At 70.1% G+C, this 21,672-nt stretch carries 21 protein-coding genes and 1 pseudogene; 13 read left to right on the forward strand and 9 right to left on the reverse strand.

From position 1 onward, the window contains the following. Nucleotides 1–67: 67 nt before the first annotated feature. The gene (locus tag AC3WQM_RS05790) at nt 68–274 is read right to left on the reverse strand and encodes a DUF3460 family protein (protein WP_070061458.1); all 207 of its coding nucleotides are present in this window, start codon (nt 272–274) and stop codon (nt 68–70) included. Nucleotides 275–313: 39 nt separating this feature from the next. On the opposite strand from AC3WQM_RS05790, the gene AC3WQM_RS05795 reads away from it, so the two are divergent. Then, nucleotides 314–817, forward strand: coding sequence for an outer membrane protein assembly factor BamE (locus tag AC3WQM_RS05795; protein ID WP_095743942.1), 504 nt, complete (start codon nt 314–316; stop codon nt 815–817). A gap of 9 nt (nt 818–826) precedes the next feature. On the opposite strand, the gene AC3WQM_RS05800 is transcribed toward AC3WQM_RS05795, so the two are convergent. Continuing rightward, on the reverse strand, nt 827–2,263 hold the full coding sequence (locus AC3WQM_RS05800) for an amidase (protein WP_492677296.1): 1,437 nt from the start codon (nt 2,261–2,263) through the stop codon (nt 827–829). A 141-nt stretch (nt 2,264–2,404) separates the two neighbouring features. On the opposite strand from AC3WQM_RS05800, the gene AC3WQM_RS05805 reads away from it, so the two are divergent. Further along, nucleotides 2,405–3,163, forward strand: coding sequence for a helix-turn-helix transcriptional regulator (locus AC3WQM_RS05805; RefSeq protein ID WP_492677297.1), 759 nt, complete (start codon nt 2,405–2,407; stop codon nt 3,161–3,163). Nucleotides 3,164–3,173: 10 nt separating this feature from the next. Here the strand turns inward: AC3WQM_RS05805 and AC3WQM_RS05810 are convergent, their stop codons facing one another. Beyond that, the gene (locus AC3WQM_RS05810; protein WP_492677298.1) at nt 3,174–4,847 is read right to left on the reverse strand and encodes a SulP family inorganic anion transporter; all 1,674 of its coding nucleotides are present in this window, start codon (nt 4,845–4,847) and stop codon (nt 3,174–3,176) included. A gap of 133 nt (nt 4,848–4,980) precedes the next feature. Here AC3WQM_RS05810 and AC3WQM_RS05815 point away from each other — a divergent pair, with 133 nt between their 5' ends. Beyond that, the gene (locus tag AC3WQM_RS05815; protein ID WP_492677299.1) at nt 4,981–6,693 is read left to right on the forward strand and encodes an enoyl-CoA hydratase-related protein; all 1,713 of its coding nucleotides are present in this window, start codon (nt 4,981–4,983) and stop codon (nt 6,691–6,693) included. Nucleotides 6,694–6,700: 7 nt separating this feature from the next. On the opposite strand, the gene AC3WQM_RS05820 is transcribed toward AC3WQM_RS05815, so the two are convergent. Genes AC3WQM_RS05820 through AC3WQM_RS05835 form a run of 4 tightly spaced genes read right to left on the reverse strand, consistent with a single transcriptional unit; the run spans nt 6,701 to nt 9,880 of the window. Further along, complete coding sequence (locus AC3WQM_RS05820; protein ID WP_492677300.1) at nt 6,701–6,925, reverse strand: hypothetical protein; 225 nt, start codon at nt 6,923–6,925, stop codon at nt 6,701–6,703. Further along, nucleotides 6,912–8,111, reverse strand: coding sequence for a CaiB/BaiF CoA transferase family protein (locus AC3WQM_RS05825; protein WP_492677301.1), 1,200 nt, complete (start codon nt 8,109–8,111; stop codon nt 6,912–6,914). Before AC3WQM_RS05825 ends, AC3WQM_RS05820 begins: the two co-directional genes overlap by 14 nt. Next, nucleotides 8,108–9,082, reverse strand: a complete 975-nt coding sequence (locus AC3WQM_RS05830) for a Bug family tripartite tricarboxylate transporter substrate binding protein (protein ID WP_492677302.1) — start codon at nt 9,080–9,082, stop codon at nt 8,108–8,110. The genes AC3WQM_RS05825 and AC3WQM_RS05830 overlap by 4 nt, the downstream gene beginning before the upstream one ends. 42 nt (nt 9,083–9,124) lie before the next feature. Then, on the reverse strand, nt 9,125–9,880 hold the full coding sequence (locus AC3WQM_RS05835) for an enoyl-CoA hydratase/isomerase family protein (protein ID WP_492677303.1): 756 nt from the start codon (nt 9,878–9,880) through the stop codon (nt 9,125–9,127). Between the two features lie 58 nt (nt 9,881–9,938). Between AC3WQM_RS05835 and AC3WQM_RS05840 the strand changes: the two genes are divergently transcribed. Then, nucleotides 9,939–10,610, forward strand: coding sequence for a GntR family transcriptional regulator (locus AC3WQM_RS05840; protein ID WP_062478945.1), 672 nt, complete (start codon nt 9,939–9,941; stop codon nt 10,608–10,610). Nucleotides 10,611–10,630: 20 nt separating this feature from the next. Here AC3WQM_RS05840 and metG read toward each other — a convergent pair whose 3' ends face one another. Then, nucleotides 10,631–12,727 (reverse strand): methionine--tRNA ligase, encoded by a 2,097-nt coding sequence (gene metG, locus AC3WQM_RS05845; protein ID WP_492677304.1) that lies wholly within the window; start codon nt 12,725–12,727, stop codon nt 10,631–10,633. A gap of 226 nt (nt 12,728–12,953) precedes the next feature. On the opposite strand from metG, the gene AC3WQM_RS05850 reads away from it, so the two are divergent. The 5 genes from AC3WQM_RS05850 (at nt 12,954) to AC3WQM_RS05870 (ending at nt 16,422) form a co-directional block, all read left to right on the forward strand. Next, entirely contained in the window at nt 12,954–13,985 is a 1,032-nt protein-coding gene (locus AC3WQM_RS05850) for an isocitrate/isopropylmalate dehydrogenase family protein (protein WP_489059698.1), read from the forward strand. A 23-nt stretch (nt 13,986–14,008) separates the two neighbouring features. Beyond that, a complete protein-coding gene (locus AC3WQM_RS05855) occupies nt 14,009–14,734 on the forward strand; it encodes a phosphodiester glycosidase family protein (protein ID WP_492677305.1) in 726 nt (241 codons plus the stop codon). A 41-nt stretch (nt 14,735–14,775) separates the two neighbouring features. Continuing rightward, a complete protein-coding gene (locus AC3WQM_RS05860) occupies nt 14,776–15,477 on the forward strand; it encodes a YceH family protein (protein WP_492677306.1) in 702 nt (233 codons plus the stop codon). An 85-nt stretch (nt 15,478–15,562) separates the two neighbouring features. Further along, nucleotides 15,563–16,018: a hypothetical protein gene (locus tag AC3WQM_RS05865; RefSeq protein WP_492677307.1), complete on the forward strand. Its 456-nt coding sequence runs from the start codon at nt 15,563–15,565 to the stop codon at nt 16,016–16,018. A gap of 44 nt (nt 16,019–16,062) precedes the next feature. Continuing rightward, nucleotides 16,063–16,422, forward strand: a complete 360-nt coding sequence (locus AC3WQM_RS05870) for a hypothetical protein (RefSeq protein ID WP_492677308.1) — start codon at nt 16,063–16,065, stop codon at nt 16,420–16,422. Nucleotides 16,423–16,440: 18 nt separating this feature from the next. On the opposite strand, the gene AC3WQM_RS05875 is transcribed toward AC3WQM_RS05870, so the two are convergent. Further along, nucleotides 16,441–16,914, reverse strand: coding sequence for an Lrp/AsnC family transcriptional regulator (locus tag AC3WQM_RS05875; protein WP_492677309.1), 474 nt, complete (start codon nt 16,912–16,914; stop codon nt 16,441–16,443). A 90-nt stretch (nt 16,915–17,004) separates the two neighbouring features. Here AC3WQM_RS05875 and AC3WQM_RS05880 point away from each other — a divergent pair, with 90 nt between their 5' ends. From AC3WQM_RS05880 to AC3WQM_RS05895, 4 genes and pseudogenes are all read left to right on the forward strand, one after another. Next, entirely contained in the window at nt 17,005–18,186 is a 1,182-nt protein-coding gene (locus tag AC3WQM_RS05880; protein ID WP_492677310.1) for a M20 aminoacylase family protein, read from the forward strand. 28 nt (nt 18,187–18,214) lie between these two features. After that, nucleotides 18,215–19,414, forward strand: a pseudogene (locus tag AC3WQM_RS05885) (diaminopropionate ammonia-lyase); the annotation flags it as partial. A 39-nt stretch (nt 19,415–19,453) separates the two neighbouring features. After that, nucleotides 19,454–20,659, forward strand: coding sequence for a M20 family metallo-hydrolase (locus AC3WQM_RS05890; protein ID WP_492677926.1), 1,206 nt, complete (start codon nt 19,454–19,456; stop codon nt 20,657–20,659). A gap of 231 nt (nt 20,660–20,890) precedes the next feature. Beyond that, on the forward strand, nt 20,891–21,655 hold the full coding sequence (locus AC3WQM_RS05895; RefSeq protein ID WP_492677311.1) for an alpha/beta hydrolase: 765 nt from the start codon (nt 20,891–20,893) through the stop codon (nt 21,653–21,655). The last annotated feature ends 17 nt before the right edge of the window (nt 21,656–21,672 follow it).

Raw genomic sequence — 21,672 nt, forward strand, 5'->3', positions numbered from 1 at the left:
AGGAAGTTGCTATCAACTTAATAGCTGTGCGCGCAGGCTGGGCGGCGGGATGCCGGGTGGGCACCATTCACTTGGGTTGGGTCTGGTAGACGTACGGCTGCATCGGCACGCGCGCTTCGCTGTACTCCTCGAGCAGGCTGCGGTCGAGGTGCTTGTCCCAGAGCAGGGCGCGGCCGGCGCGCTGTTCGGATTCCAGCGTCGGCTTCTTTTGCTTCATCTCCTCGATGAAGTTCGTGATCTCGGAGGTGTAGTGGGGGCGGCGGAAGATGGACATAGACTGGACCTTTATCGCTCGAATTTTACCGGGGACGGCATGCAACGATTTCAGAAGGGCCGGATCGGCCTCGTGGCAGGACTGCTGGCGGCGCTGATCGGGCTCGCGGGCTGCGATCCGCAGCGCATCAGCGAGCTCGAAGAGGGCGTCTCGACCGAGGCCGACGTGCGCGCGCGTTTCGGCGAACCCGAGAACATCTGGGACGTGCCCAACGGCCGCGTGCTGGAGTTCAACCGCCAGCCGCAGGGCCAGAAGAACTACATGATCACCATTGGCGCCGACGGCAAGATGAGCGCGCTGCGCCAGGTGCTCACGCCCGAGAACTTCGCCAAGGTGCAGCCCGGGATGATGATGGAAGACCTGCGCAAGCTGCTGGGCAAGCCGGCCAAGGTCACGCCCTATGCGCTCAAGCGCGAGACCGAATGGGAATGGCGCTGGGTGCAGCCACCGAATTCGTCGATGGTCTTCACCGCCACGCTGAACGACGACCAGCGCGTGGTGCGCAGCGGCTCGTCGCCCGACCGGGGCACCGAGGCGCCCTGAGCGCGCTGCCTACAGCGCCGCCGCGTGCAGCGCCGGGCGCCGCGCGGCCCAGGGCATGGCCTGCTCGAGCTGCGCGGCGAGCTGCAGCAGCGTGGCCTCGTCGCCCATGGGGGCCATGCATTGCACGCCGATCGGCAGGTCGCCGGCCATCCCCAGGGGCAGCGAGATCGCCGGCTGGCCGGTGAGGTTGGCCAGCGGCGTGAAGGTCGCGTAGTCGAACAGGTGGTCGAAGTAACCCTGCGCATCGCGCGCGGGGTCGTCCTGGTCGAGGTAGCCCAGCGCCACGGGCGGGGTGCGCATCGTCGGCGTCAGCAGGATGTCGTGCTGCGCGAAGAAGGGCGCCACCTCGCGCGAGACCGCATTCATCTGCGCGAGCGCCAGTTCCAGGTCGAGCGCGCTCAGGCGCAGCCCGTGCTCGGCGGTGGCGCGGGTGCAGGCCTGCACCTGGCCCAGCGCCTTCTCCAGCGGCATCTGCAGCGCCTGCGCCACGCCCGCCACGCCGGCCGCCAGCAACGAGGACCAGAAGGTGCGTGTGGCCGAGAAGAAGGCCTCGTGCGCATACGACGGCGTCGCCCATTCCACGACATGCCCGAGACCGGCGAGCGTGCGCGCCGTCGCCTCCACCGCGTCGACGCAGGGTTGCGCCGCCGGCTGCGTGCCCGGGAACTGCGTGCTCACCGCGATGCGCAGCCGGCGCGGCGCCGACCGGATGGCCTGTGCGTAGGGCTGCGCGGGCGCGGGAATCAGGAACGGATCGCCCAGCTCGGGGCCGTGCATGAGGTCGAGCGCGGCGGCGGCGTCGCGCACGGTGCGGCAGACCACGCCCTCCATGCCCAGGCCCATCAGCGGCTGGCCGTAGCCCGGGCCGGCGCTGATGCGGCCGCGGCTGGACTTCAGCCCGATCAGGCCACAGGCGGCGGCGGGCACGCGGATCGAACCGCCGCCGTCGTTGGCGTGCGCCATGGGCACGATGCCGGCGGCGACCGCCGCGGCCGAGCCCCCGCTGGAGCCGCCCGCGCTGTGCGCCAGGTTCCACGGGTTGCGCGTCGCGCCGCCGAGGGCGCTCTCGGTGGTGGCGTTGAAGCCGAGTTCCGGGGTCCAGGTGCGCCCCAGCGTGGCCAGGCCGGCGCGGCGAAAGCGCGCCATCAACGCGCTGTCTGCGGCAGCCGGTAGCCCGTCGCCGAACAGCCGGCTGCCGGCCTGGCAGCGCACGCCCTCGGCCTGCAGCACCAGGTCCTTGATGAGGAAGGGCACGCCGCCCAGCGGACCCCGCGCGTCGTGCGACAGCGGGGCGTCGAAAAGCTCGGCCATGGCGTTGATGCGCGGGTTGAGCGCGGTCGCCGCCTGGCGCGCGCACTGCTGCGCTTCGGCGGCGCTGATGTCCTTGCGGCGGATGCATTCGGCCAGCCCGGTGGCGTCGAGGCGGCTGTAGTCGGCGAGGTTCATGGCAACGGGGTCCTGTTTGTGTGTGATGTGGGAACGCCGTGCAGCGTAGGGCGGGGTGTCCGGCAGCGGCAGTCGTTCAGATGAACGATGCGGGAATCTCCGCAACCCCCCGCGAGCGGGCGGCCCCTAAGATCGCGCCGCATGGCGCACAGCAGTTCTTCTTCGGGGTCGTGCATTCCGGCCGCACAGCTCGGCGCGCTGCTGCTCGACCTGTATCCGCGGGCCGCCGCGCCCGAGGCCTCGGCCGCCGGCGGGCTGCTGGACTGGCTGGCCGGCCACATTGCGTTCGACGCCGCCTGGTTCGGCCGCTCGGTGTTTGCTGCCGGACGGCTCGAGCCGCGAGACGGCCACACACGCGGGCTGGCGCCGGATTTCGTGGCCGACTGGTGCCGTGTGCGCCACCTCGATCCGATGGTGGCCGCGGTGATGGCACGACCGGGCCATGGCATGGCGATGGCGTCGCACGAGCTGCCGCCGGTGGGCTCGCTGCGCGCCTTCGCTTCGGAGCATCGCCTCGACCGGGTGCTCAGCGTGATGCTGCATGCGCCCGATTCGCCGTGGTGGACGCACCTGTCGCTGTACGGCCGCGAAGCCGCGAGCTTCGGTGAGCGCGAGCACGCGCTGCTGGAGTTGCTGATGCCTCACCTGGTCTCGGCGCAGGCGCTGCGGCTGCGGGAGACGCCGGCGCCCGGCGTCTCGGCCCTGGCGGTCCTGAGCCGTCGCGAGGCCGAGGTGGCCCGCCTGTTCGGCGAGGGCCACAGCTACAAGATGGTGGCCCGCAGGCTCGACAGTTCCCCGGCGACGGTGCGCCACCACCTGCGGCAGGTGTACGCCAAGCTCGGCGTCACGAGCAAGGTGCAGATGGCGCGGCTGGTGTGCGGCGAGGCCGCGCAGGCCTGACGAGCCCCGCCTAGGAGGTCGTTGCGGGCCGGCCCGAGGTCAACTCCTCGGCAAAGCCCGAGCGCTCCAGCACCTCGAGCGGCTGCGGCTGCAGCGACTCGATGCGCAGCAGCCCGTCGCGCGCCAGCACCGCCCGGTGCAGCTGCCGCAGCGCATCGACGCCGGTGGCGTCGATGTAGATCAGGTGCGTGGCGTCCAGCACCAGCGTCATGCCGCGCGGCGCGCGCTCCGCGGCGTTCACCGCTTCGTCGAGCTTGGCCGCCGCGCCGAAGAACATGGCGCCGTACAGCCGGTAGGTGAGCACCGGCGGCTGCAGCGTCACCAGCTCGACGCTGAACAGCCCGCTCATGCGCCGGATGAAGAGCGCGCACGCCAGCACGATGCCCACCTGCACCGCCACCGTGAGGTCGAACACCACCGTGAGGAAGAAGGTGCCGAGCATCAGCAGCCGGTAGTGGTGGCTGAAGTGGCGCAGCTGGCCGGGCGTGAACTCGCGCCATTCGCCCATGTTCAGCCCGACGAACACCAGGATGCCCGCCAGCACCGCGAGCGGCACGTGGCGTGCCAGCGGCGCCGCCAGCAGCACCACGACCAGCAGCGTGACCGCATGCACGATGCCCGCGATGGGCGAGCTGCCGCCGGAGCGGATGTTGGTCACGGTGCGCGCGATGGTGCCCGTGGCCGGCATGCCGCCGAAGAAGGGCGTGACCAGGTTGGCGATGCCCTGCGCCATCAGCTCCTGGTTCGGGTCGTGGCGCGGCTGGCCGCTGACCTGGTCGGCCACGCGCGCGCACAGCAGCGACTCGATGGCGCCGAGCAGCGCGATGGTCAGCGTCGGCGTCACCAGCTGCTTGACGGTCTCCCACGAGAAATCGGGCAGCGCGAAGGCCGGCACGCCCTCGGGAATGCCGCCGAAGCGCGTGCCGATGGTTTCCACCGGCAGCGCGAAGCCCCACGACACCAGCGTGAGCGACACCAGCGCGACGATCGGCCCGGGGATGCGCCCGACGATCTGCACCGGGCGCGTCTGCACCCAGCGCCCGCCCACGCGCTGCACCGCGCGCGCCAGCGCCGAGTCGCCGCGAAACAGCCGCGACCACGCCAGCAGCCCGAGCACGCAGGCCAGGCCGAGCGCGAAGGCATGCGGGTTGAAGGTGTCCAGCCGCAGCGCCATGGCGTGCAGCTGCGAGAACACGTCAGCCGGCATGCGCTCCACCGTGAGGCCGAGCAGGTCTTTCAGTTGCGACAGCAGGATCAGCACCGCGATGCCGTTGGTGAAACCCACCACGATCGACAGCGGCACGAAGCGCACCAGCCGCCCGAGCCCGAACAGCCCCGCCATGAACAGCAGCACGCCCGCGCAGGCGGTGGCGATCAGCAGGTTGGCCACGCCGTAGCGCTCGACGATGCCGTAGACGATCACGATGAACGCGCCCGCCGGGCCGCCGATCTGCACGGCCGAGCCGCCCAGCAGCGAGATCAGGAAGCCCGCGATGATCGCCGTCCAGATGCCGGCCTCGGGCTTGAGCCCCGAGGCGATGGCAAAGGCCATGGCCAGCGGCAGCGCGACGATGCCCACCGTGGCGCCCGCGCCCAGGTCCCCCAGGAACCGCCCCCGGTCGTAGCCGGCCATCGTGTCCAGCAGGCGGGGGCGAAAGCGGGTGAGGTTCAGCGGCGACGACATGTGCGGTCATTGTGGCCCGGCCTTTGTGGCGGCCGCGCGATGTCCCGGCGGTGAGTACTTTCAGTCAGCTTATCGGCGGCGAGTCTGAAAGATACATTTTTGACGTTTAGAAACAAACGTCAATGAGGTCGCCATGCACATCCTGCTCGTCGCGAGCGCGTTCAACAGCCTTACGCAGCGCGTGCTGGCCGAGCTCCAGGACCGGGGCCATACAGCGGGCGTCGTGCTGGCGCTCGGCGATGACAAGGCGCTGCGTGAAGCCGTGCGCCGGCACGCGCCCGCGCTCGTCATCGCTCCGATGCTGACCACCGCGATCCCCGAGGACATCTGGCGCGCCCACACCTGCCTCATCGTGCATCCGGGCCCGCCCGGCGACCGCGGCCCGTCTTCGCTCGACCGGACGCTGCAGGGCGGCGTCGACAGCTGGGGCGTCACCGTGCTCGAGGCCGTGGCCGAAATGGACGCGGGCGATGTCTGGGCCTGGTCGCCGCTGAAGGTGCCGCCGCAGGCCGGCAAGAGCGACCTGTACCGCGGCGAGGTGGCCGATGCCGCCGTCGACGCCGTGCTGCTGGCCGTCGAGCGCTTCGCCTCGGGCACCTACAAGCCGAAGCGGCAGAAGGCGGCCGACCTCGCCGCCGGCTGGCGGCCCTTCATGAAGCAGGCCGAGCGCCGCATCGACTGGGCCACGCAGACCTCCGAATCGGTGCTGCGGCAGCTGCGCGCGGCCGATTCGCAGCCCGGCGTGCTCGACGAGCTGCGGGGCGCGCCGTGGTACCTGCACGGCGGCCATGCCGAGGACGAGCTGCGCGGCACGCCCGGCGAACTGATCGCCACCCGCGCCGGCGCCGTCTGCCGCGCCACCGTCGACGGCGCGGTCTGGCTCACCCAGCTGCGGCCCTGGCGCGAGCCGGGTTCCGGTTTGCCGAGCTACAAGCTGCCGGCCATCGAGGCGCTGGGCGCGCGATTGCCTGCCGGCCTGCCCGAGGTGGGCGCGCCGCTCGAGTTGCCCGCTGGCCGCCGCACCTGGACCGACATGCGTTACAGCGAGCACGGCCCCGTCGGCGTGCTGAACTTCTCGTTCGCGGGCGGGGCCATGAGCACCGCGCAATGCCGGCGTCTGCTGGCGGCCTACCGCTTCGCCTGCACCCGGCCGACGTCGGTGCTGGTGCTGGGCGGGCTGCGCGACTTCTTCTCCAACGGCATTCATCTGAACGTGATCGAGGCGGCGGCCGATCCGGCGGAGGAATCGTGGGCCAACATCCATGCGATGAACGACCTGGTCGAGGCCGTGCTCACGACCACCGACCGACTCACCGTGGCCGCGTTGGGCGGCAATGCCGCGGCCGGCGGCGTGATGCTCGCGCTCGCGGCCGACGAGGTGTGGTGCCGCGACGGCGTGGTGCTCAACCCGCACTACACCCTCATGGGCCTGCATGGCTCCGAGTACTGGACCTACAGCCTGCCGCGCCGCGTGGGCGTCGACGAGGCCGCGCGGCTCACGCAGTCGGCGCTGCCCGTGAGCGCCAAGCGCGCGGTGGCGCTGGGCCTGGCGCAGCGTGTGCTGCAGGCCGCGCCGGAAGAGTTGGGTGACGAGGTCGGCCGGCTGGCCGCGCAACTGGCGGCATCGCCGGACCTGGCCGCGCGCCTGGCGGACAAGCAGGCGGCGCGTGCCCGCGACGAAGCAGCCAAGCCGCTGCAGGCCTACCGCGACGAGGAACTGGCGCACATGCGGCGCAATTTCTTCGATCCCGCCGAGCCGCACGCGGCGCTGCGCTCGGCCTTCGTGCGCAAGGAAAAAGCGCAGCACACGCCCGCGCACCTCGCGGCGCTCGGCCTGCAGCGCTGAACGGCCGTCAGTCCTTGCTGTCGGGAATCACCGCGTCGGCCGCTGCGCCCACCACCTTGCCGGTGATGCGCGCGGTGCCGATGGCGGCATCGGCTGCGAGGCCGACCGCGCCGGCGCCCACGCTCACGGCGGTGCTCGCGACGCTGACCACCGCGCAGCCGCTCAGCAGCAGCGCACCCGCGAGGGCGAGTGCGGAAAGGACGAGGGGGCGGAGGCGGTCACTGCGTTGCATGGGCGGATTCTGCACCCGCAGCGCTGGATCGGGCGAGCGACGCCAGGATCGCCTCGCGGTCCTGGTCCAGCCGTGGCGGTTGCCGCCGCACCTGCGTGCGCAGCCCGCCGACGTGCACCGGGTTGCCCGCCACCGTGAGCGGCTGGCCGCCCTGCGTGCGCACCTGCACCAGCATCTCGCGCGCCTGCACCTGCGGGTCGTTCACCACCGCGGCCACGTCGTTGTAGTCGCCGGTGGGAATGTTGTGCTGCATCAGCAGCGCCTGCCAGTGCGCGCAGGGCGCGGTCGACAGGCGCTCTTCGAGCACCTGCTTGAGCGCCTCGTGGTGCTGGCAGCGCGCCGGGTTGGTGGCAAAGCGCGCGTCCCCGGCGAGCGCGGGCAGCTCGAGCGCGGTGCACAGGCGCTGGAACAGCGCGTCGTTGCCCGCCGCGATCACGAACCAGCCGTCGGCCGCACGGAACACGTCGAAGGGCGTGATCGACGGATGCCGCGAGCCGATCGGCCCCGGCGCGCGGCCCTCGGCCTCCATGCGCGAGATCGCGTTCTCGAGCAGCGCGACCTGGCAGTCGAGCATGGCCACGTCGACCCGGTCCCCCAGCCCGGTGCGCCCGCGCTGCAGCAGCGCGGCCTGCGTGCCGACGGCCGCGTACAGCCCGGCGCCCAGGTCGCCGATCGACACGCCCACGCGCGTCGGCGGCGCGCCCGGGTGGCCGGTGAGGCTCATGATGCCACCCATCGCCTGCACCACCATGTCGTAGGCAGAGCGCCTGCTGTACGGGCCGGTCTGGCCGAAGCCGGAGACCGAGGTGAACACGAGTTTCGGAAAGCGCGCGTGCAGCGTCGGCCAGTCGTAGCCCAGCTTTTCCATCGTGCCGGGCCGGAAGTTCTCGACCAGCACGTCGGCCGTGGCCAGCAGCTGCTCGAAGACCGCGCGATCGGCCGGCGCCTTCAGGTCGAGCGCGATCGACTCCTTGTTGCGGTTGACCGACATGAAGTAGGCCGAGTCGCCTTCGACGAAGGGGCCGATCTGCCGCGCGTCGTCGCCCAGGCCGGGTTGTTCCACCTTGATGACGCGCGCGCCCAGGTCGGCGAGCAGCAGCGTGCAGTACGGGCCCGCGAGCACGCGCGTGAGGTCGATGACGGTGAAGCCCTGCAGCGGGCCTGCCTTGGGTGCGTGCGTGCTCATTCGACGCTCGCGCCCGAGCGCTCGGTGAGTTCCTTCGACTTCGCGCCTTCGGCCAGGGCCCAGGCACGGAATTCGGCCAGCGACTTCGAGGGCGCCGACTCGTTGCCCGACTTCTCCATCCGCGCCTTGACCTCGGGGTCGTTCAGCGCCGCCACGCTGGCGTCGAACAGCTTCTGCGCCACCTCCGGCGGCAGGCCGGCCGGGCCGAAGAGGCCGAACCAGAAGGTGTAGTCGTAGCCCTTCACGCCGGCTTCGGCCACGCTGGGCACGTCGGGAAAGAGCGGCGAGCGCTGGCCCGAGGTGACGGCCAGCACGCGCAGCTTCTGGCCCTGGGCCATCGGCAGCACCGAGGGCGGCGTACCGAAGGTGAGCTGCACGTCGCCCGCAGCCACGGCCTGGATCGACGGTGCGCCGCCCTTGTACGGCACATGCAGCATCTGCACGCCGGCCGCCTTCTCGAACGAGAGGCCCGCCAGGTGCGTCACCACGCCCGCGCCCGACGACGAGTACGCCAGCTTGCCGGGGTTTTGCCGCGCCTCGGCGATCAGCGCCTGCACGGTCTTGGCGCTCACGTCCTTGTTCACGGCGAGCAGCATCGGCGCGGAGCTCCAGCGCGAGATCGGCACGAAGCTCTTCGCACCGTCGTATTTCACGCTCTTGTAGAGCAGCTTGTCGCTGCCGTAGAGGTTGGCGCTGCCCAGCAGCAGCGTGTAGCCGTCGGGCGCGGCGCGCGCGACCTGGTCGGACGCGATGGTGGTGCCCGCGCCCGGCTTGTTGTCGATGACGATCGGCTGGCCGAGCAGCTTGCCCAGCTTGTCGCCGACGATGCGCGCCACCGTGTCGGCGCCGCCGCCGGCGGGGAAGCCCACCAGCAGCGTGATCGGGCGCGAGGGGTAGGCGTCGGCCAGTGCGCCGGCCGAGGCCAGCAGCGCGGCGGCGGCGAACGAGAGGGCTCGCAGTTCTTGCTTCATGGGTTTGTCTCCTGGGTCTTGTGTAGGGAAGGGCGGGCGCGCTCAGCGGCCCTGGAACACCGGCGTGCGCTTCTCGCGCCAGGCCCGGCCGCCCTCGGCGAGGTCTTCGGACGCGACGGTGCGCTGCATCTCGCGCGAGATCGCGGCGGCGTCGGCCGTGCCGCGCGCGATCTGGTTCAGGTGCTTCTTCATGCCCAGCAGCGCCAGCGGCGCCATGCCGGCGAGCACGGTGCGCAGGCGCTGCACCTCGGTGTCGAGCGCGGCGGCGTCGTCGACCAGCTGCGTGAGAAAGCCGCAGTCGCGCATGGCGGCGCCGTCGAGCTTCTCGGCGGTGAGAAAGAGGCGCTTGGCCGTGTCCAGCCCCAGCCGCGACACGTAGCGCTCCATGCCGCTCTGGTAGTAGTGCAGGCCGAGCCGGGCGGCCGGCATGAACATCTCGGCGCTGCGGGCGCCCACGCGGAAGTCGCAGGCCAGCACGAGGTCGGTCGCGCCGCCGTAGACGCCGCCGTGCACCGCCGCGATGGTGACGGCGCGGCAGTTTTCGAACACATCGACCATCTCGCCGAAGCTGCGGCCCTCGGTCTGGCTCTGGGCGGCCACTTCTGATATATCAAATCCGCTGCAGAAGTACTTGCCCTCGGCGCGCAGGACCAGCACCAGCACCTCGGGCGTGCGGTTCACTGTGTCCACATGCTGGATCAGCACGGGAAGATCGTCTGGCGTGAGCTTGTTGGCGGCCTGGGGACGGTGCAGCGTCAGGTAGGCGACATGGCCGTCGATCGCGAGGGTGGGAGACATTGATGTACCAAACAGATGAATTGATATATCTGTAAGGTTAGCTAATATCCAGATCGCCATGCAACCCGCGAAAACCCTCGACACCCACAGCCTGCAGGACCGCATCCGCGCCCGGCTCGAACAAGACATCCTGGGCGGCGTGCTGTCGCCCGGCATGGCCATCGACGAAAAGGCCCTGGCCCTGAGCTTCAACACCTCGCGCACGCCGGTGCGCGAGGCGCTGCTGCTGCTCAGTGCGCGCGGGCTGGTCGACATCGTTCCGCGCACCGGCATCTACGTGCGCCAGCTGCGGGCGAACGAACTGGTGGCGATGATGGAAGCGCTCGGCGAGCTCGAGGGCGTGCTGGCGCGGCTGGCCGCGCTGCGCATCGGCCCGGCGCTGCGCGAGGAGTTGCTGCGGGCCCTGGCCGGCACCGCCGCGCAGGCGCAGGCGGACGACGCCGAGGCCTACCAGCAGGCCAACGCCGCGCTGCACGACGTGATCTACCGCGCCAGCGGCAACCCCTTCATCGTGGAGCAGGCGCAGACCGTGCGGCTGCGCATCTCGGCCTACCGTGGGCGGATGTTCGAGAAGCCCGGCCGGCTCGCCGCTTCACAGCGGGAGCACGAACGGGTGGTCGAGTGGATTCTGAAAGGCCACGCGGACAACGCCGCGGAGGCGATGCGCGACCACATCTCGGTGGGCGGCAAGGTGTTCGCCGACCTCGTGTTGAACAACAAGTTCGGCTAGTTCTTCTTTGCGTGGTCGGGTCAGCGCACGCGCATGCCCGGCGTCGCGCCCGCCCAGGGCTCGAGCACGTGGATGCCGGGATGGGCCTTTTCGTCGCCATGGCTCGCGGCCAGCACCATGCCTTCGCTGACGCCGAACTTCATCTTGCGCGGCGCGAGGTTGGCGACCAGCACCGTGAGCTTGCCCACGAGCTGCTCGGGCTGGTAGGCCGAGGCGATGCCGCTGAACACGTTGCGGGTCTTGCCTTCGCCCGCGTCGAGCGTCAGGCGCAGCAGCTTGGTCGAGCCCTCGACCTTTTCGCAGGCCACGATCTTCGCGATGCGCAGGTCGATCTTCGCGAAGTCGTCGATGGTGATGGTCGGCGCGATGGCTTCGCCGCCGGGGAGTTCTTGCGCTTCCGTGGCAACGGGCGCGGCAGCCGCGGCTTCGGGCACGTCGAACAGCTTGTCGACCTGCTTGGGGTCGGCGCGCTGCATCAGGTGCTTGTAGTCACCGATGGGGTGGCCGGCCGGCAGGGCCTGCGCGGCGTCGGCCCAGGTCAGCGGGGCGATCTTCAGGAAGGCCTCGACGTTCACGGCCAGCGCCGGCAGCACGGGCTTGAGGTACAGCGTGAGCAGGCGGAAGGCTTCGATGCACACCGTGCACACGTCGTGCAGGCGGGCTTCGGCGCCTTCCTTCTTGGCCAGTTCCCAGGGCTTGTTCTGATCGACGTACTCGTTCACCTTGTCGGCCAGCGCCATCACCTCGCGCAGCGCGCGGGCGTAGTCGCGGCCGTCGTACAGCGACTGCACCTGCGTGGCGGCGGCACGCAGCGTGGACAGCAGCGTTTCGCCGTCGGCCGACACCGCACCCAGCTGGCCGCCGAAGCGCTTGCCGATGAAGCCGGCCGCGCGGCTGGCGATGTTGATGTACTTGCCCACGAGGTCGCTGTTCACGCGCGCCACGAAGTCGTCGGGGTTGAAGTCGATGTCCTCGTTGCGGCCGTTGAGCTTGGCGGCGATGTAGTAACGCAGCCATTCGGGGTCGAGCCCGATCGACAGGTACTTGAGCGGGTCGATGCCGGTGCCGCGGCTCTTGCTCATCTTCTCGCCGCTCACCGTCAGGTGGCCGTGCACATACACGGCGTTGGGCGCCTTGCGGCCGCTGAAATGCAGCATCGCGGGCCAGAACAGCGTGTGGAAGGTGATGATGTCCTTGCCGATGAAGTGCACCTGCTCCAACTCGGGGTCGGCCATGTACTCGGTGTACGAGATGCCGTCGCCGCCCAGCTCGATGCAGCGCTTGTCCAGCAGGTTCTTGAGCGACGCCAGGTAGCCCACGGGCGCGTCGAGCCACACGTAGAAGTACTTGCCCGGCGCATCGGGGATCTCGATGCCGAAGTAGGGTGCGTCGCGGCTGATGTCCCAGTCGCCCAGGCCGCCCTTGCCTTCGTCGTCCTTGTAGAGCCACTCGCGGATCTTGTTCTGCACCTCGGGCTGCACGTGGCCGGGGGCGGCGGTCCATTCCTTCAGGTAGGCCTCGCAGCGCGGGTCCGACAGCTTGAAGAAGAAGTGCTCCGAGCTGCGCAGCTCGGGCTTGGCGCCCGACAGCGCCGAGTAGGGGTTGATCAGCTCGGTGGGCGCGTACACGGCGCCGCACACCTCGCAGTTGTCGCCGTACTGGTCCTTTGAGTGGCAATTGGGGCACTCGCCCTTGATGAAGCGGTCGGCCAGGAACATGCCCTTGGCCGGGTCGTAGAACTGCTCGACGCTCTTGGTCTCGATGAGGCCGTTGGCGCGCAGGTCGCGGTAGATGTCCTGCGCCAGCTGGTGGTTCTCGGGCGCGTCGGTCGAGTGCCAGTTGTCGAAGGCGATGTGGTAGCCATCGAGGTAGGACTTGCGGCCCGCGGCGATCTCGGCCACGAAGGCCTGCGGCGTCACGCCAGCCTTGTCGGCCGCGATGGTGATGGCCGCGCCGTGCGCGTCGTCGGCGCACACGAAGTTGACGTCGGCGCCATTCATTCGCTGGTTCCGCACCCAGATGTCGGCCTGGATGTATTCCATCATGTGGCCGATGTGGAACTTGCCGTTGGCATACGGCAGGGCGGTGGTGACGAAGAGCTTGCGCGGGGCGGACATCGGGGAGGGCGCTTTCGGGAGTGACGAACGGAAGGGGCGCGGGGCCCGTGGAGGCGGCCAGGGGCCGCGTCCGGGAACCGGGCATTTTAGGCGGCCCGTCCCGCAGCCGCCGCCATGGGGCTGCTCACCCCGCCGGCGGGGTACCCGGAGTGACCCCTGAGCCCACGGGGGTGTCGCCCGTGCGACGTATGCTCGCAGCCTCTTTACTGAAAGTGAGCCGCCGCCGATGACCACCTCGATCCCCGCAACCCTCATCCCCGGCGACGGCATCGGCCCCGAGATCGTCGACGCGACCCTGGCGGCGCTCGACGCGCTGAAGGCGCCTTTCGTGTGGGACACCCAGATCGCCGGCCTGGGCGGCGTCAAGGCCTCGGGCGACCCGCTGCCCAAGGCCACGCTGGACAGCATCCGCAGCACCCGGCTCGCCCTCAAGGGCCCGCTCGAAACCCCTTCGGGCGGCGGTTATCGCTCGTCGAACGTGCGCCTGCGCGAGGAGTTCCAGCTGTACGCCAACCTGCGTCCCGCGCGCACCATCATCCCGGGCGGGCGCTACGACAACATCGACCTGACCGTGGTGCGCGAGAACCTCGAGGGCCTGTACATCGGTCACGAGCACTACGTGCCCATCGACGGCGACCCGCACGCCGTGGCCATGGCCACCGGCGTCAACACCCGCAAGGGCAGCCGCCGCCTGCTCGAGTACGCGTTCGACACCGCCGTGGCCACCGGCCGCAAGAAGGTCACGCTGGTGCACAAGGCCAACATCATGAAGGCGCTCACCGGCCTCTTCCTGGAGACCGGCCTGGACTTGTACGAAGAGAAGTACAAGGGCCAGTTCGAGCTCGACACCGTGATCATCGACGCCTGCGCGATGAAGCTGGTGCTCAATCCCTGGCAGTTCGACATGCTGGTGACCACCAACCTGTTCGGCGACATCCTCTCGGACCTCGTGGCCGGCCTGGTCGGTGGCCTGGGCATGGCGCCCGGCGCCAACATCGGTACCGACGCCGCGATCTTCGAGGCCGTGCACGGCTCGGCGCCCGACATCGCCGGCAAGGGCATCGCCAACCCGACCGCGCTGCTGCTGGCCGCCGCGCTCATGCTCGACCACGTCAAGCGGCCCGAGCTGGCCACGCGCCTGCGCACCGCCATCGACCAGACGCTCAACCTGGACAACGTGCGCACCGGCGACCTCGGCGGCAGCGCCGGCACGGCGGCCTTCACGAAGGCGCTGGTCGCGCGCATCAACGGCGGCTGAGAACAGCAGACAGTGCAGGTCGCATGAAAAAACTGCTGCTGCCTGCGCTGGTCTTTTTGCTCGCCGGCCTGGCGTGGTCCGCCGCCGGCGCCGTGGACGCGCCGCCGCGCTACACCGTCGTCAAGGTCGACCTGCGCACCGACAAGCTCGCGCTGTTCCTGAACGACGATACCGGCGCCGCCTTCAAGCGCTTCGACCGGCTCGAGGCCTGGTTGAAGGCGCGCAACCAGCAGCTGCTGTTCGCGGCGAACGCCGGCATGTACCACGCCGACTTTGCGCCCGTCGGCCTGCTGGTGCGCGAAGGCCGCGAGGAAGCACCTTTGAACCTGGCCGACGGCGTCGGCAATTTCTTTCGCAAGCCCAACGGCGTGTTCCTGGTGACGGCCGACGGGCCGCGCATCGTCGAGGCGTCGGAATACCCGGCGATCGCCGCGAAGGGCGGCGTGCAGCTGGCAACCCAGTCGGGCCCGCTGCTGTTGCGCCACGGCGCGGTGCACCCGGCGCTCATTCCGAATTCGGATTCGCGCAAGACCCGCAACGGCGTGTGTGTGTCGGGCACCACCGCGGTCTTCGTTCTTGCCGAGACGCCGGTGAATTTCCACGACTTCGCGCTGTACTTGCGCGACGTGCTGCATTGCCGCGACGCGCTGTACCTCGACGGCACCGTGTCGGCGATCTATTCGAAGACACTGCAGCGCAACGACTTCGTGCGCGACCTCGGGCCGATGCTGGCCGTGGTGGCGCCCTGAGGCCCGGCTGCCTTTTCACTTCTGCCCTTTCTCCCAGAGCCATGTCCACACCGCTGCCCGTCCTGTCCCTCCTTGAAACCCGCGTCCTCGGTGTGCTGGCCGAAAAGCAGCGCACCGTGCCCGACAGCTACCCGCTCACGCTCAACTCGCTGGTGTCGGGCTGCAACCAGAAGACCAGCCGCAACCCGGTGCTCGAACTCAGCGAGTCGCAGGTGCAGGCCGCCATCGACAGCCTGAAGGGCTACAGCCTCGTGGCCGAAACCAGCGGCGGGCGCGCCTTCCGCTACGAGCACAACACCGACCGCGTGCTGCGCATTCCGTCGCAGTCGGTGATCCTGCTCACCGTGCTGATGCTGCGCGGCCCGCAGACCGCCGGCGAACTGCGCATCGCCTGCGACCGCATGCACAACTTCGCCGACATCTCGTCGGTCGAGGGCTTTCTCAACGAACTCGCCGAACGGCCGGCCGGCGCGCTGGTGGTGAAGCTGGCGCGCCTGCCCGGTGCGCGCGAAAGCCGCTGGGCGCACCTGCTGAGCGGGCCGCCGGCGGAAGAGATCGCAGGGCCGGGCGCCTCGGGCGACGGCGCCTTTGTCACGCCCGGCGACTCGCTCGGCGAGGTCGCGGCGCTCAAGGCCAACGTGGCGCGGCTTGAGACCGAGGTGGCGTCGCTGAAGGCGCTGCTGGGGCGCGTGTGCTCGGAGCTGGGCATTTCTCCTGACGCGCCGGACGTACCCGAGGCCTGATCCTCCCGCTTCACAAAGGCTTCATCCAGCCCGCACATTCGCCGCCTACCGTCGGACCCATTGCGAACCCAATGGAGCTCCGACCATGGACCACGGACAAACAGCCACCTGGCGCGACCACACGCCCTTCGACGACATCACCCGGCGCCTGCTGGGCGGGCTGGCAGCACTCGCTGGCGTTGCCAGCCTCTACGCCTTCTTCTGGTGGGCCGCCTCGGCCACCGGCTTCCTGCTGTTCGACGGCTGGTGGCACACCTGGCGCGGCCTGGGCACCGCGCTCGCGTTCCGCGACGCTGACTCGGCGTTCTACCTGCTGAGCTGGACGCTGTCCGTTCTTGGCGGCGCGGTCGGGTGGGTCGCGCTCGTCGCGCTCGCCGTGACCCACCGGCGCGGCTGGGGTGCGGTGGCGATGTGGATCAAGGCTGGCTGCCTGCTCGGCGCGGTCGCCGGGCTGGCCTTCGAACCCGGTCGACTGCTGGCGCTGGCGCCGATCGTCGGCGCGGTGCTGTTGATGCTGCGGTCGATGTTGTCGGCGCGCTGAGCCCATCGGCTATCGTCGGCTCCCACGTCGTTCGCGGGAGCCGCATGACCTACGCCTGTCCCCATTGCCGCCAGCCGGGCATCGCCGCCGTTGCCAAGCGCTGGTCCAGCCGCGAAACGCCCGCGGCATGCGGACTTTGCGGCAAGCTCTCGCATGTGCTGGCCAGCACCTCGAGCGGGATCGGGGTGGCGGGCTTGCTGATCGTCGTGCTGTCGGGCATCGCAGCGGCTGCATGGGACATGGCGCCGCTGCTCTTGCTCGGCGTGGGCCTGGCGGTGGCGAACAACTTCCGGGCCTGGCGCCGCGCCAGGCTGTGGCCGATCTCGAAGGAAAGCGCCGACAGCGCCAAGAAGGCCGGCTGGTTCGTTCTGGGCCTGCTGGCGCTGTTCGGCCTGGGCTCGTGATGCCGAGCGCCTGCGCGCTCAGCCCCCCGCCGACACCGGCACGTCCAGGCTCACCTTCACCGGGTCCATCGTCACCAGCGTGCGAAAGCGCTTGACGTTGTTGCTCTGGAAAAACAGCTGGCGGGTGAGGGCGGTGTACTGCGCCATGTCGCGCACCACGCACACGAGGATGAAGTCCCACTCGCCCGTCACGTAGTAGCACTGCTGCACTTGCGGGCAGTCGCGAAAGCCCTGCTTCATGGCGTCGAGCCGTTCGATCTGCTCGCTCTCGGCCTCGACCTCGACCACGATGGTGAGCGGGTGCCCGAGCGCGGCGGGCGACAGCACGGCGCCGTGGCGCTGGATCACGCCCTCGTCGCGCAGGCGCTTGAGCCGACGGTTCACCGCCGCCGTCGACAGGTGGATGCGCTCGCCGAGTTCGCCCTGCGAGAGGCGGCTGTCGGCCTGGATCAGTTCGAGCAGGTGCAGGTCGAGGGCGTCGAGGGGTGTCATGGAGAAAAGGCGGTGTGTCGCGCAAAAACGTTGCGTAGCGGCGGCTCATTTTGCGCACCTGTCCCGCTGCGTTGTCAATAGCATCTCGTCATGAAGTTTCCAGACGCACCCCTGCGCGACCAGCTGGCCGGCTGGCGGCACCAGCTGCACGCGATGCCCGAGACCGGCTTCGAGGAGGCGAAGACCTCGGCCTTCATTGCCAGCGCGCTGCGGGCGCTGGGGCTCGAGGTGCACACCGGCATCGGCGGCACCGGGCTGGTCGCCAGCCTCACGGTCGGCAGCGGCACCGGCGTGATCGGCCTGCGCGCCGAGATGGACGCGCTGGCCATCACAGAGCTGGCGACCGAGCGGCCCTACGCCTCCGGCACGCCCGGGCGCATGCACGCCTGCGGCCACGATGGCCACATGGCGATGGTGCTCGGCGCCGCACAGTTGCTGCGCGAGCGGCGCGACTTCGACGGCACCGTGCGCTTCATCTTCCAGCCTGCCGAAGAGCACGGCCGCGGCGCCCGGGCCATGATGGACGACGGCCTGTTCGAACGCTTCCCGGTCGACGAGATCTACGGCCTGCACAACATGCCCGGCCTGCCCGCCGGCACCTTCGCCACGCGCGCGGGTGGCCTGATGGCGAGCGAAGACAACTTCGTCATCTACATCCACGGCCGGGGCACGCATGCGGCGCGGCCGCACATGGGCATTGACCCGATCGTGATCGGAGCGCAGATCGTGCTGGCGCTGCAGACCATCGTGTCGCGCACGCTCGACCCCGGCGCGCAGGCCGTGGTGTCGTGCACCGAGTTCATCACCGACGGCATCCGCAACGCGATTCCGTCGAACGTGGTCATCAAGGGCGACACGCGCAGCTACGACCCGGCCGTGCAGCGCATGCTCGAGGCGCGCATGCGCGAGATCAGCGAAGGCATCTGCCGCCTGCACGGCGCGGAATGCACGTTCAGCTACACGCACGAGTTCGCGCCCACCGTGAACTGGGCCGAATGCGTGCCGACCGCGGTGGCCGCCGCCACGGCCGTGGTGGGCGCAGAGAAGGTCGACGCCAACGTCGCGCCGATGATGATCTCGGAAGACTTCGGCGCCTTCCTGCGCGCCGTGCCGGGCGCCTTCGTCTTCCTGGGCAACGGCGCCGAGGGCGAGCCCGGCGGCACGCCGCTGCACAACAGGCGCTACGACTTCAACGACGCGGTGCTGACGACGGGCGCGCGCTACTTCGCAGAGATCGTGCGGCTGCGCCTTCCCGTGCACGCCGCCGCCTGATCCATTCTTCCTTTCCGGTTTTCTTCCTATGCTCTTCGCCAATCCCCACGCGCAACGGCGCGGCTACGACGCGGCCCTGCAGGCCGTCATGAACATCGCACGCGGCCGCGAGAGCCGCCAGTGGCTGTCCACCTGGGACCGGCTCTCGCCGCAGCCGACACCGGCGTGGCCGCTGCCCCGACTCGCCGCGCAACTGGGCGTCGCGCAGGTGGTCGTGAAGGACGAATCGCGCCGCTCCGCGCTCGGCAGCTTCAAGGTGCTCGGTGCGCCCGTGGCCTTGCTGCGGCTCGTGCTGCGCCGCTGGCCCGAGCGAGGCTGGACACCGGCCGACCTGTTCGCAGGCCGGCATGCCGAGGCGCTGCGCGACTTCGTCGTCATCAGCGCGACCGACGGCAACCACGGCCGCGCATTGGCCGCGGCCGCGCAGAGCATGGGTTGCCGCTGCGTGATCGTGCTGCACGCGCAGGTCAGCGAAGAGCGCGAGGCGCCCATCGCCGCGCTCGGCGCCGAGATCGTGCGCATCACCGGCAACTACGACGCCTCGGTCGAGGAGGCCGCGCGCCTGGCCGGGGTGAACGGCTGGGAGGTGGTCTCCGACACCTCCTACGAAGGCTACGAAGAGATTCCGCGCGACGTGATGCAGGGCTACGGCATCCTCGTCGACGAGCTGCTCGAGAACACCGCGCCCGGCGCACCGTGCCCCTTCACCCACGTCATCGTGCAGGGCGGCGTCGGCGGGCTCGCGGCCGGCGTGGCGAGCCATTTCTGGGAGCGCTACGGCGCCGCGCGGCCGACGCTGATCGTCGTCGAGCCCGAGCAGGCCGACTGCCTGCTGCAGAGCGCGCGCAGCGGCCGACCCGACCGCGCCACCGGCAGCGTCGATTCCGTGATGGCGGGGCTGGCCTGCGGCGAGACCTCGCCGCTCGCGTGGCGTTTCCTGCAACCCTCGGTCGACCTCTTCATGACCGTCACCGATGCCGACGCCGAGCACGCCATGCGCACCTTCGCCACCGGCGAAGCGGGCGACGTGCCCGTGCTGGTCGGCGAATCCGGCGCGGCCGGCCTCGCCGCGCTGCAGGTGCTCGCGGCCGACCCCGAGTTGGCGCGCACCGCCGGCCTCGACGCCACCTCGCGCGTGCTGCTGTTCAGCACCGAAGGCGCGACCGCGCCCGGCGTGTACCGCGCGCTGACCGGCCGCACAGGCGAAGAAGTCGTGGCGGCGCAGTCGCAATGGCTGCAGCGCGAAGGCATCGCCGAAGCGGCACTGATGGCGCGCATCGACGCGCACGCCGCCATCGGTGCGACGGCGCAAGGCGGCGTCTGCCGCATCGCGCTCACCGACGCCGACCGCGCGGGCCGCGACCGGCTCGTGCAATGGATGCGCGACCTGGGCCTCACCGTGCGCATCGACCGCATCGGCAACATCTTCGGCATCCGCCCCGGCCAGTTGCCCGATGCCCGACCCGTGATGACCGGCTCGCACATCGACACCGTCGCCACGGGCGGGCGCTACGACGGCAACTACGGCGTACTGGCCGGCCTGGAGGTGGTGCGCTGGCTCAACGAACGCCAGCGCCAGACGCTGCGCCCCTTCGTGGTCGCCGCGTTCACCAACGAGGAGGGCGTGCGCTTCATGCCCGACATGATGGGCTCGCTGGTGCATGCGGGCGGCCTGGCGCTCGAGGCGGCGCTCGACACCGTCGGCACCGACGGCGCGCGGCTGGGCGACGAACTCGCGCGCATCGGCTACGCGGGCGACATGGCCTGCGGCGCGCTGGTGCCGCATGCGTTCGTCGAACTGCACATCGAACAGGGCCCGGTGCTGGAGGCCGAAGGCGTCACCATCGGCGCGGTGGCCGACCTGCAGGGCATCTCGTGGCAGGAGATCGTTGTCACCGGCCAGTCGAACCACGCGGGCACGACGCCCATGCACCTGCGCCACGACGCCGGCTACTGCGCCGCCGCCATCGCGGTGTTCGTGCGCGAGCTGGCACGCCGCTACGGCGGCAGCCAGGTCGCGACCGTCGGTGCGATCGACCTGCACCCGAATCTCATCAACGTGATCGCGGCGCGCGCCACGCTCACGGTCGACCTGCGCAACACCGACGAGGCGACGCTGAAGGACGCCGAAGGCGAGTTGGCGGACTATCTGCGGCAGCTCGAAATGACCGAAGGCGTGACCATCGAAGCCCGCACGCTGGCGCGCTTCGAGCCGGTGCAGTTCGATGAACGGCTGGTGCGCCTCGTCGAAGCCAGCGCGCATGCACGTAATCTGAGCCACCGCCGCATGACCTCGGGCGCGGGCCACGATGCGCAGATGATGGCGCGCATCGCGCCCGCCGCCATGGTCTTCGTGCCGAGCGTGCGCGGCATCAGCCACAACCCGAAGGAGCACACGGCGAGCGCCGACCTGGCGCAGGGCGCGAACGTGCTTCTGGACGTGGTGCTGGGGCTGCTGGACGAGGCGCACTGAGGGGTGCGAACTATCGTCCTCATCGGTATCGACGGCATTGACCACTGACCTGCGCGCCTCCGATGATCCGGCGCGATGCAAGCCGCATCGTCATAAAAAACAAGGCGTTTCATGGAACTCAGAGGGATTCTTCGCGCCCGGGTGGCCGCACTCGGCTGCTGCGCGGTGCTGGTGGCACTGTCGGGTTGCGGTGGGGGAGGAGGAGGCGGGGGCGGCGGTGGAGGCGCTGTCTTGCCGATCGCACCGGGGGCCGTGGCACCGCCCCCCACGACAACACCCGCGGCGGGTCGAACGACCTCCGCCACCATCCAGTCGTCGAAGACCGGCGCCACCTACGAACTGCAGGTGTACCTGCCACCCTCCTACGACAGCAGTGCCGCGCCGCTGCCCATCATCTACGCGCTGGACGCCGATGCCGCCTACAACCCGCCGGGGTTGCGCTTCCAGAACCTGAAGGAGATTCTCGAGCGCCGGCGCGTGGAAGCCATCCTGATCGGCATCGGCGGTACCGGGCGAAGGGGCACCGATTTCAACCTGCCGGGCGCCCTCGCGTACCACGAGTTCCTCACGACCGAGCTGCTCCCGTTCATCGAATCGAAGTACCGGGTGGACACGGGCAAGCGCATCCTCACGGGCCTGTCGCTGGGCGGCAGCATGACGGGCATGGCGCTCTTCCTCGAAGGGGCGGGCAGCACGCTCGCGTTCTCGCACTTCCTGTCCTTCGACGGCGCCTTCGGTTTCCAGAAAGCCGACATCGACGTGCTGGAGCAGCGGATGTACGACGCCCGCAACGGCAAGGCGCTCAACGCGACGCTGTTCCTTGCGCGTTGCGGCGACACCACCAGCTGCAACTACGTGCCGGTGGGCGACCTGTACGACAAGCTGCTCAAGCGCGCGTACCCGGGCCTGACGCTCGTGGAGAAGACCTATTCGAAGAGCCACCTCGCAACCGACCTGCCGGCTTTCGAGGACGCGATGGCGCTGATCTTCAAGTAGGCAGGCGGCAGGGTGCG

Source organism: Variovorax sp. FW301-JW7 (assembly GCF_058788795.1).

Excerpts from the sequence above, each read along its gene's own strand:
- AC3WQM_RS05825 (WP_492677301.1), bottom strand. The coding sequence starts at position 8,111 with ATGAGCACGCACGCACCCAAGGCAGGCCCGCTGCAGGGCTTCACCGTC.
- AC3WQM_RS05800 (WP_492677296.1), bottom strand. The coding sequence starts at position 2,263 with ATGAACCTCGCCGACTACAGCCGCCTCGACGCCACCGGGCTGGCCGAA.
- AC3WQM_RS05795 (WP_095743942.1), top strand. The coding sequence starts at position 314 with ATGCAACGATTTCAGAAGGGCCGGATCGGCCTCGTGGCAGGACTGCTG.
- AC3WQM_RS05835 (WP_492677303.1), bottom strand. The coding sequence starts at position 9,880 with ATGTCTCCCACCCTCGCGATCGACGGCCATGTCGCCTACCTGACGCTG.
- AC3WQM_RS05890 (WP_492677926.1), top strand. The coding sequence starts at position 19,454 with ATGGCGCGCATCGACGCGCACGCCGCCATCGGTGCGACGGCGCAAGGC.
- AC3WQM_RS05810 (WP_492677298.1), bottom strand. The coding sequence starts at position 4,847 with ATGTCGTCGCCGCTGAACCTCACCCGCTTTCGCCCCCGCCTGCTGGAC.
- metG (WP_492677304.1), bottom strand. The coding sequence starts at position 12,727 with ATGTCCGCCCCGCGCAAGCTCTTCGTCACCACCGCCCTGCCGTATGCC.
- AC3WQM_RS05870 (WP_492677308.1), top strand. The coding sequence starts at position 16,063 with ATGACCTACGCCTGTCCCCATTGCCGCCAGCCGGGCATCGCCGCCGTT.
- AC3WQM_RS05875 (WP_492677309.1), bottom strand. The coding sequence starts at position 16,914 with ATGACACCCCTCGACGCCCTCGACCTGCACCTGCTCGAACTGATCCAG.
- AC3WQM_RS05815 (WP_492677299.1), top strand. The coding sequence starts at position 4,981 with ATGCACATCCTGCTCGTCGCGAGCGCGTTCAACAGCCTTACGCAGCGC.
- AC3WQM_RS05855 (WP_492677305.1), top strand. The coding sequence starts at position 14,009 with ATGAAAAAACTGCTGCTGCCTGCGCTGGTCTTTTTGCTCGCCGGCCTG.
- AC3WQM_RS05790 (WP_070061458.1), bottom strand. The coding sequence starts at position 274 with ATGTCCATCTTCCGCCGCCCCCACTACACCTCCGAGATCACGAACTTC.
- AC3WQM_RS05820 (WP_492677300.1), bottom strand. The coding sequence starts at position 6,925 with ATGCAACGCAGTGACCGCCTCCGCCCCCTCGTCCTTTCCGCACTCGCC.
- AC3WQM_RS05840 (WP_062478945.1), top strand. The coding sequence starts at position 9,939 with ATGCAACCCGCGAAAACCCTCGACACCCACAGCCTGCAGGACCGCATC.
- AC3WQM_RS05805 (WP_492677297.1), top strand. The coding sequence starts at position 2,405 with ATGGCGCACAGCAGTTCTTCTTCGGGGTCGTGCATTCCGGCCGCACAG.
- AC3WQM_RS05880 (WP_492677310.1), top strand. The coding sequence starts at position 17,005 with ATGAAGTTTCCAGACGCACCCCTGCGCGACCAGCTGGCCGGCTGGCGG.
- AC3WQM_RS05850 (WP_489059698.1), top strand. The coding sequence starts at position 12,954 with ATGACCACCTCGATCCCCGCAACCCTCATCCCCGGCGACGGCATCGGC.
- AC3WQM_RS05860 (WP_492677306.1), top strand. The coding sequence starts at position 14,776 with ATGTCCACACCGCTGCCCGTCCTGTCCCTCCTTGAAACCCGCGTCCTC.
- AC3WQM_RS05865 (WP_492677307.1), top strand. The coding sequence starts at position 15,563 with ATGGACCACGGACAAACAGCCACCTGGCGCGACCACACGCCCTTCGAC.
- AC3WQM_RS05830 (WP_492677302.1), bottom strand. The coding sequence starts at position 9,082 with ATGAAGCAAGAACTGCGAGCCCTCTCGTTCGCCGCCGCCGCGCTGCTG.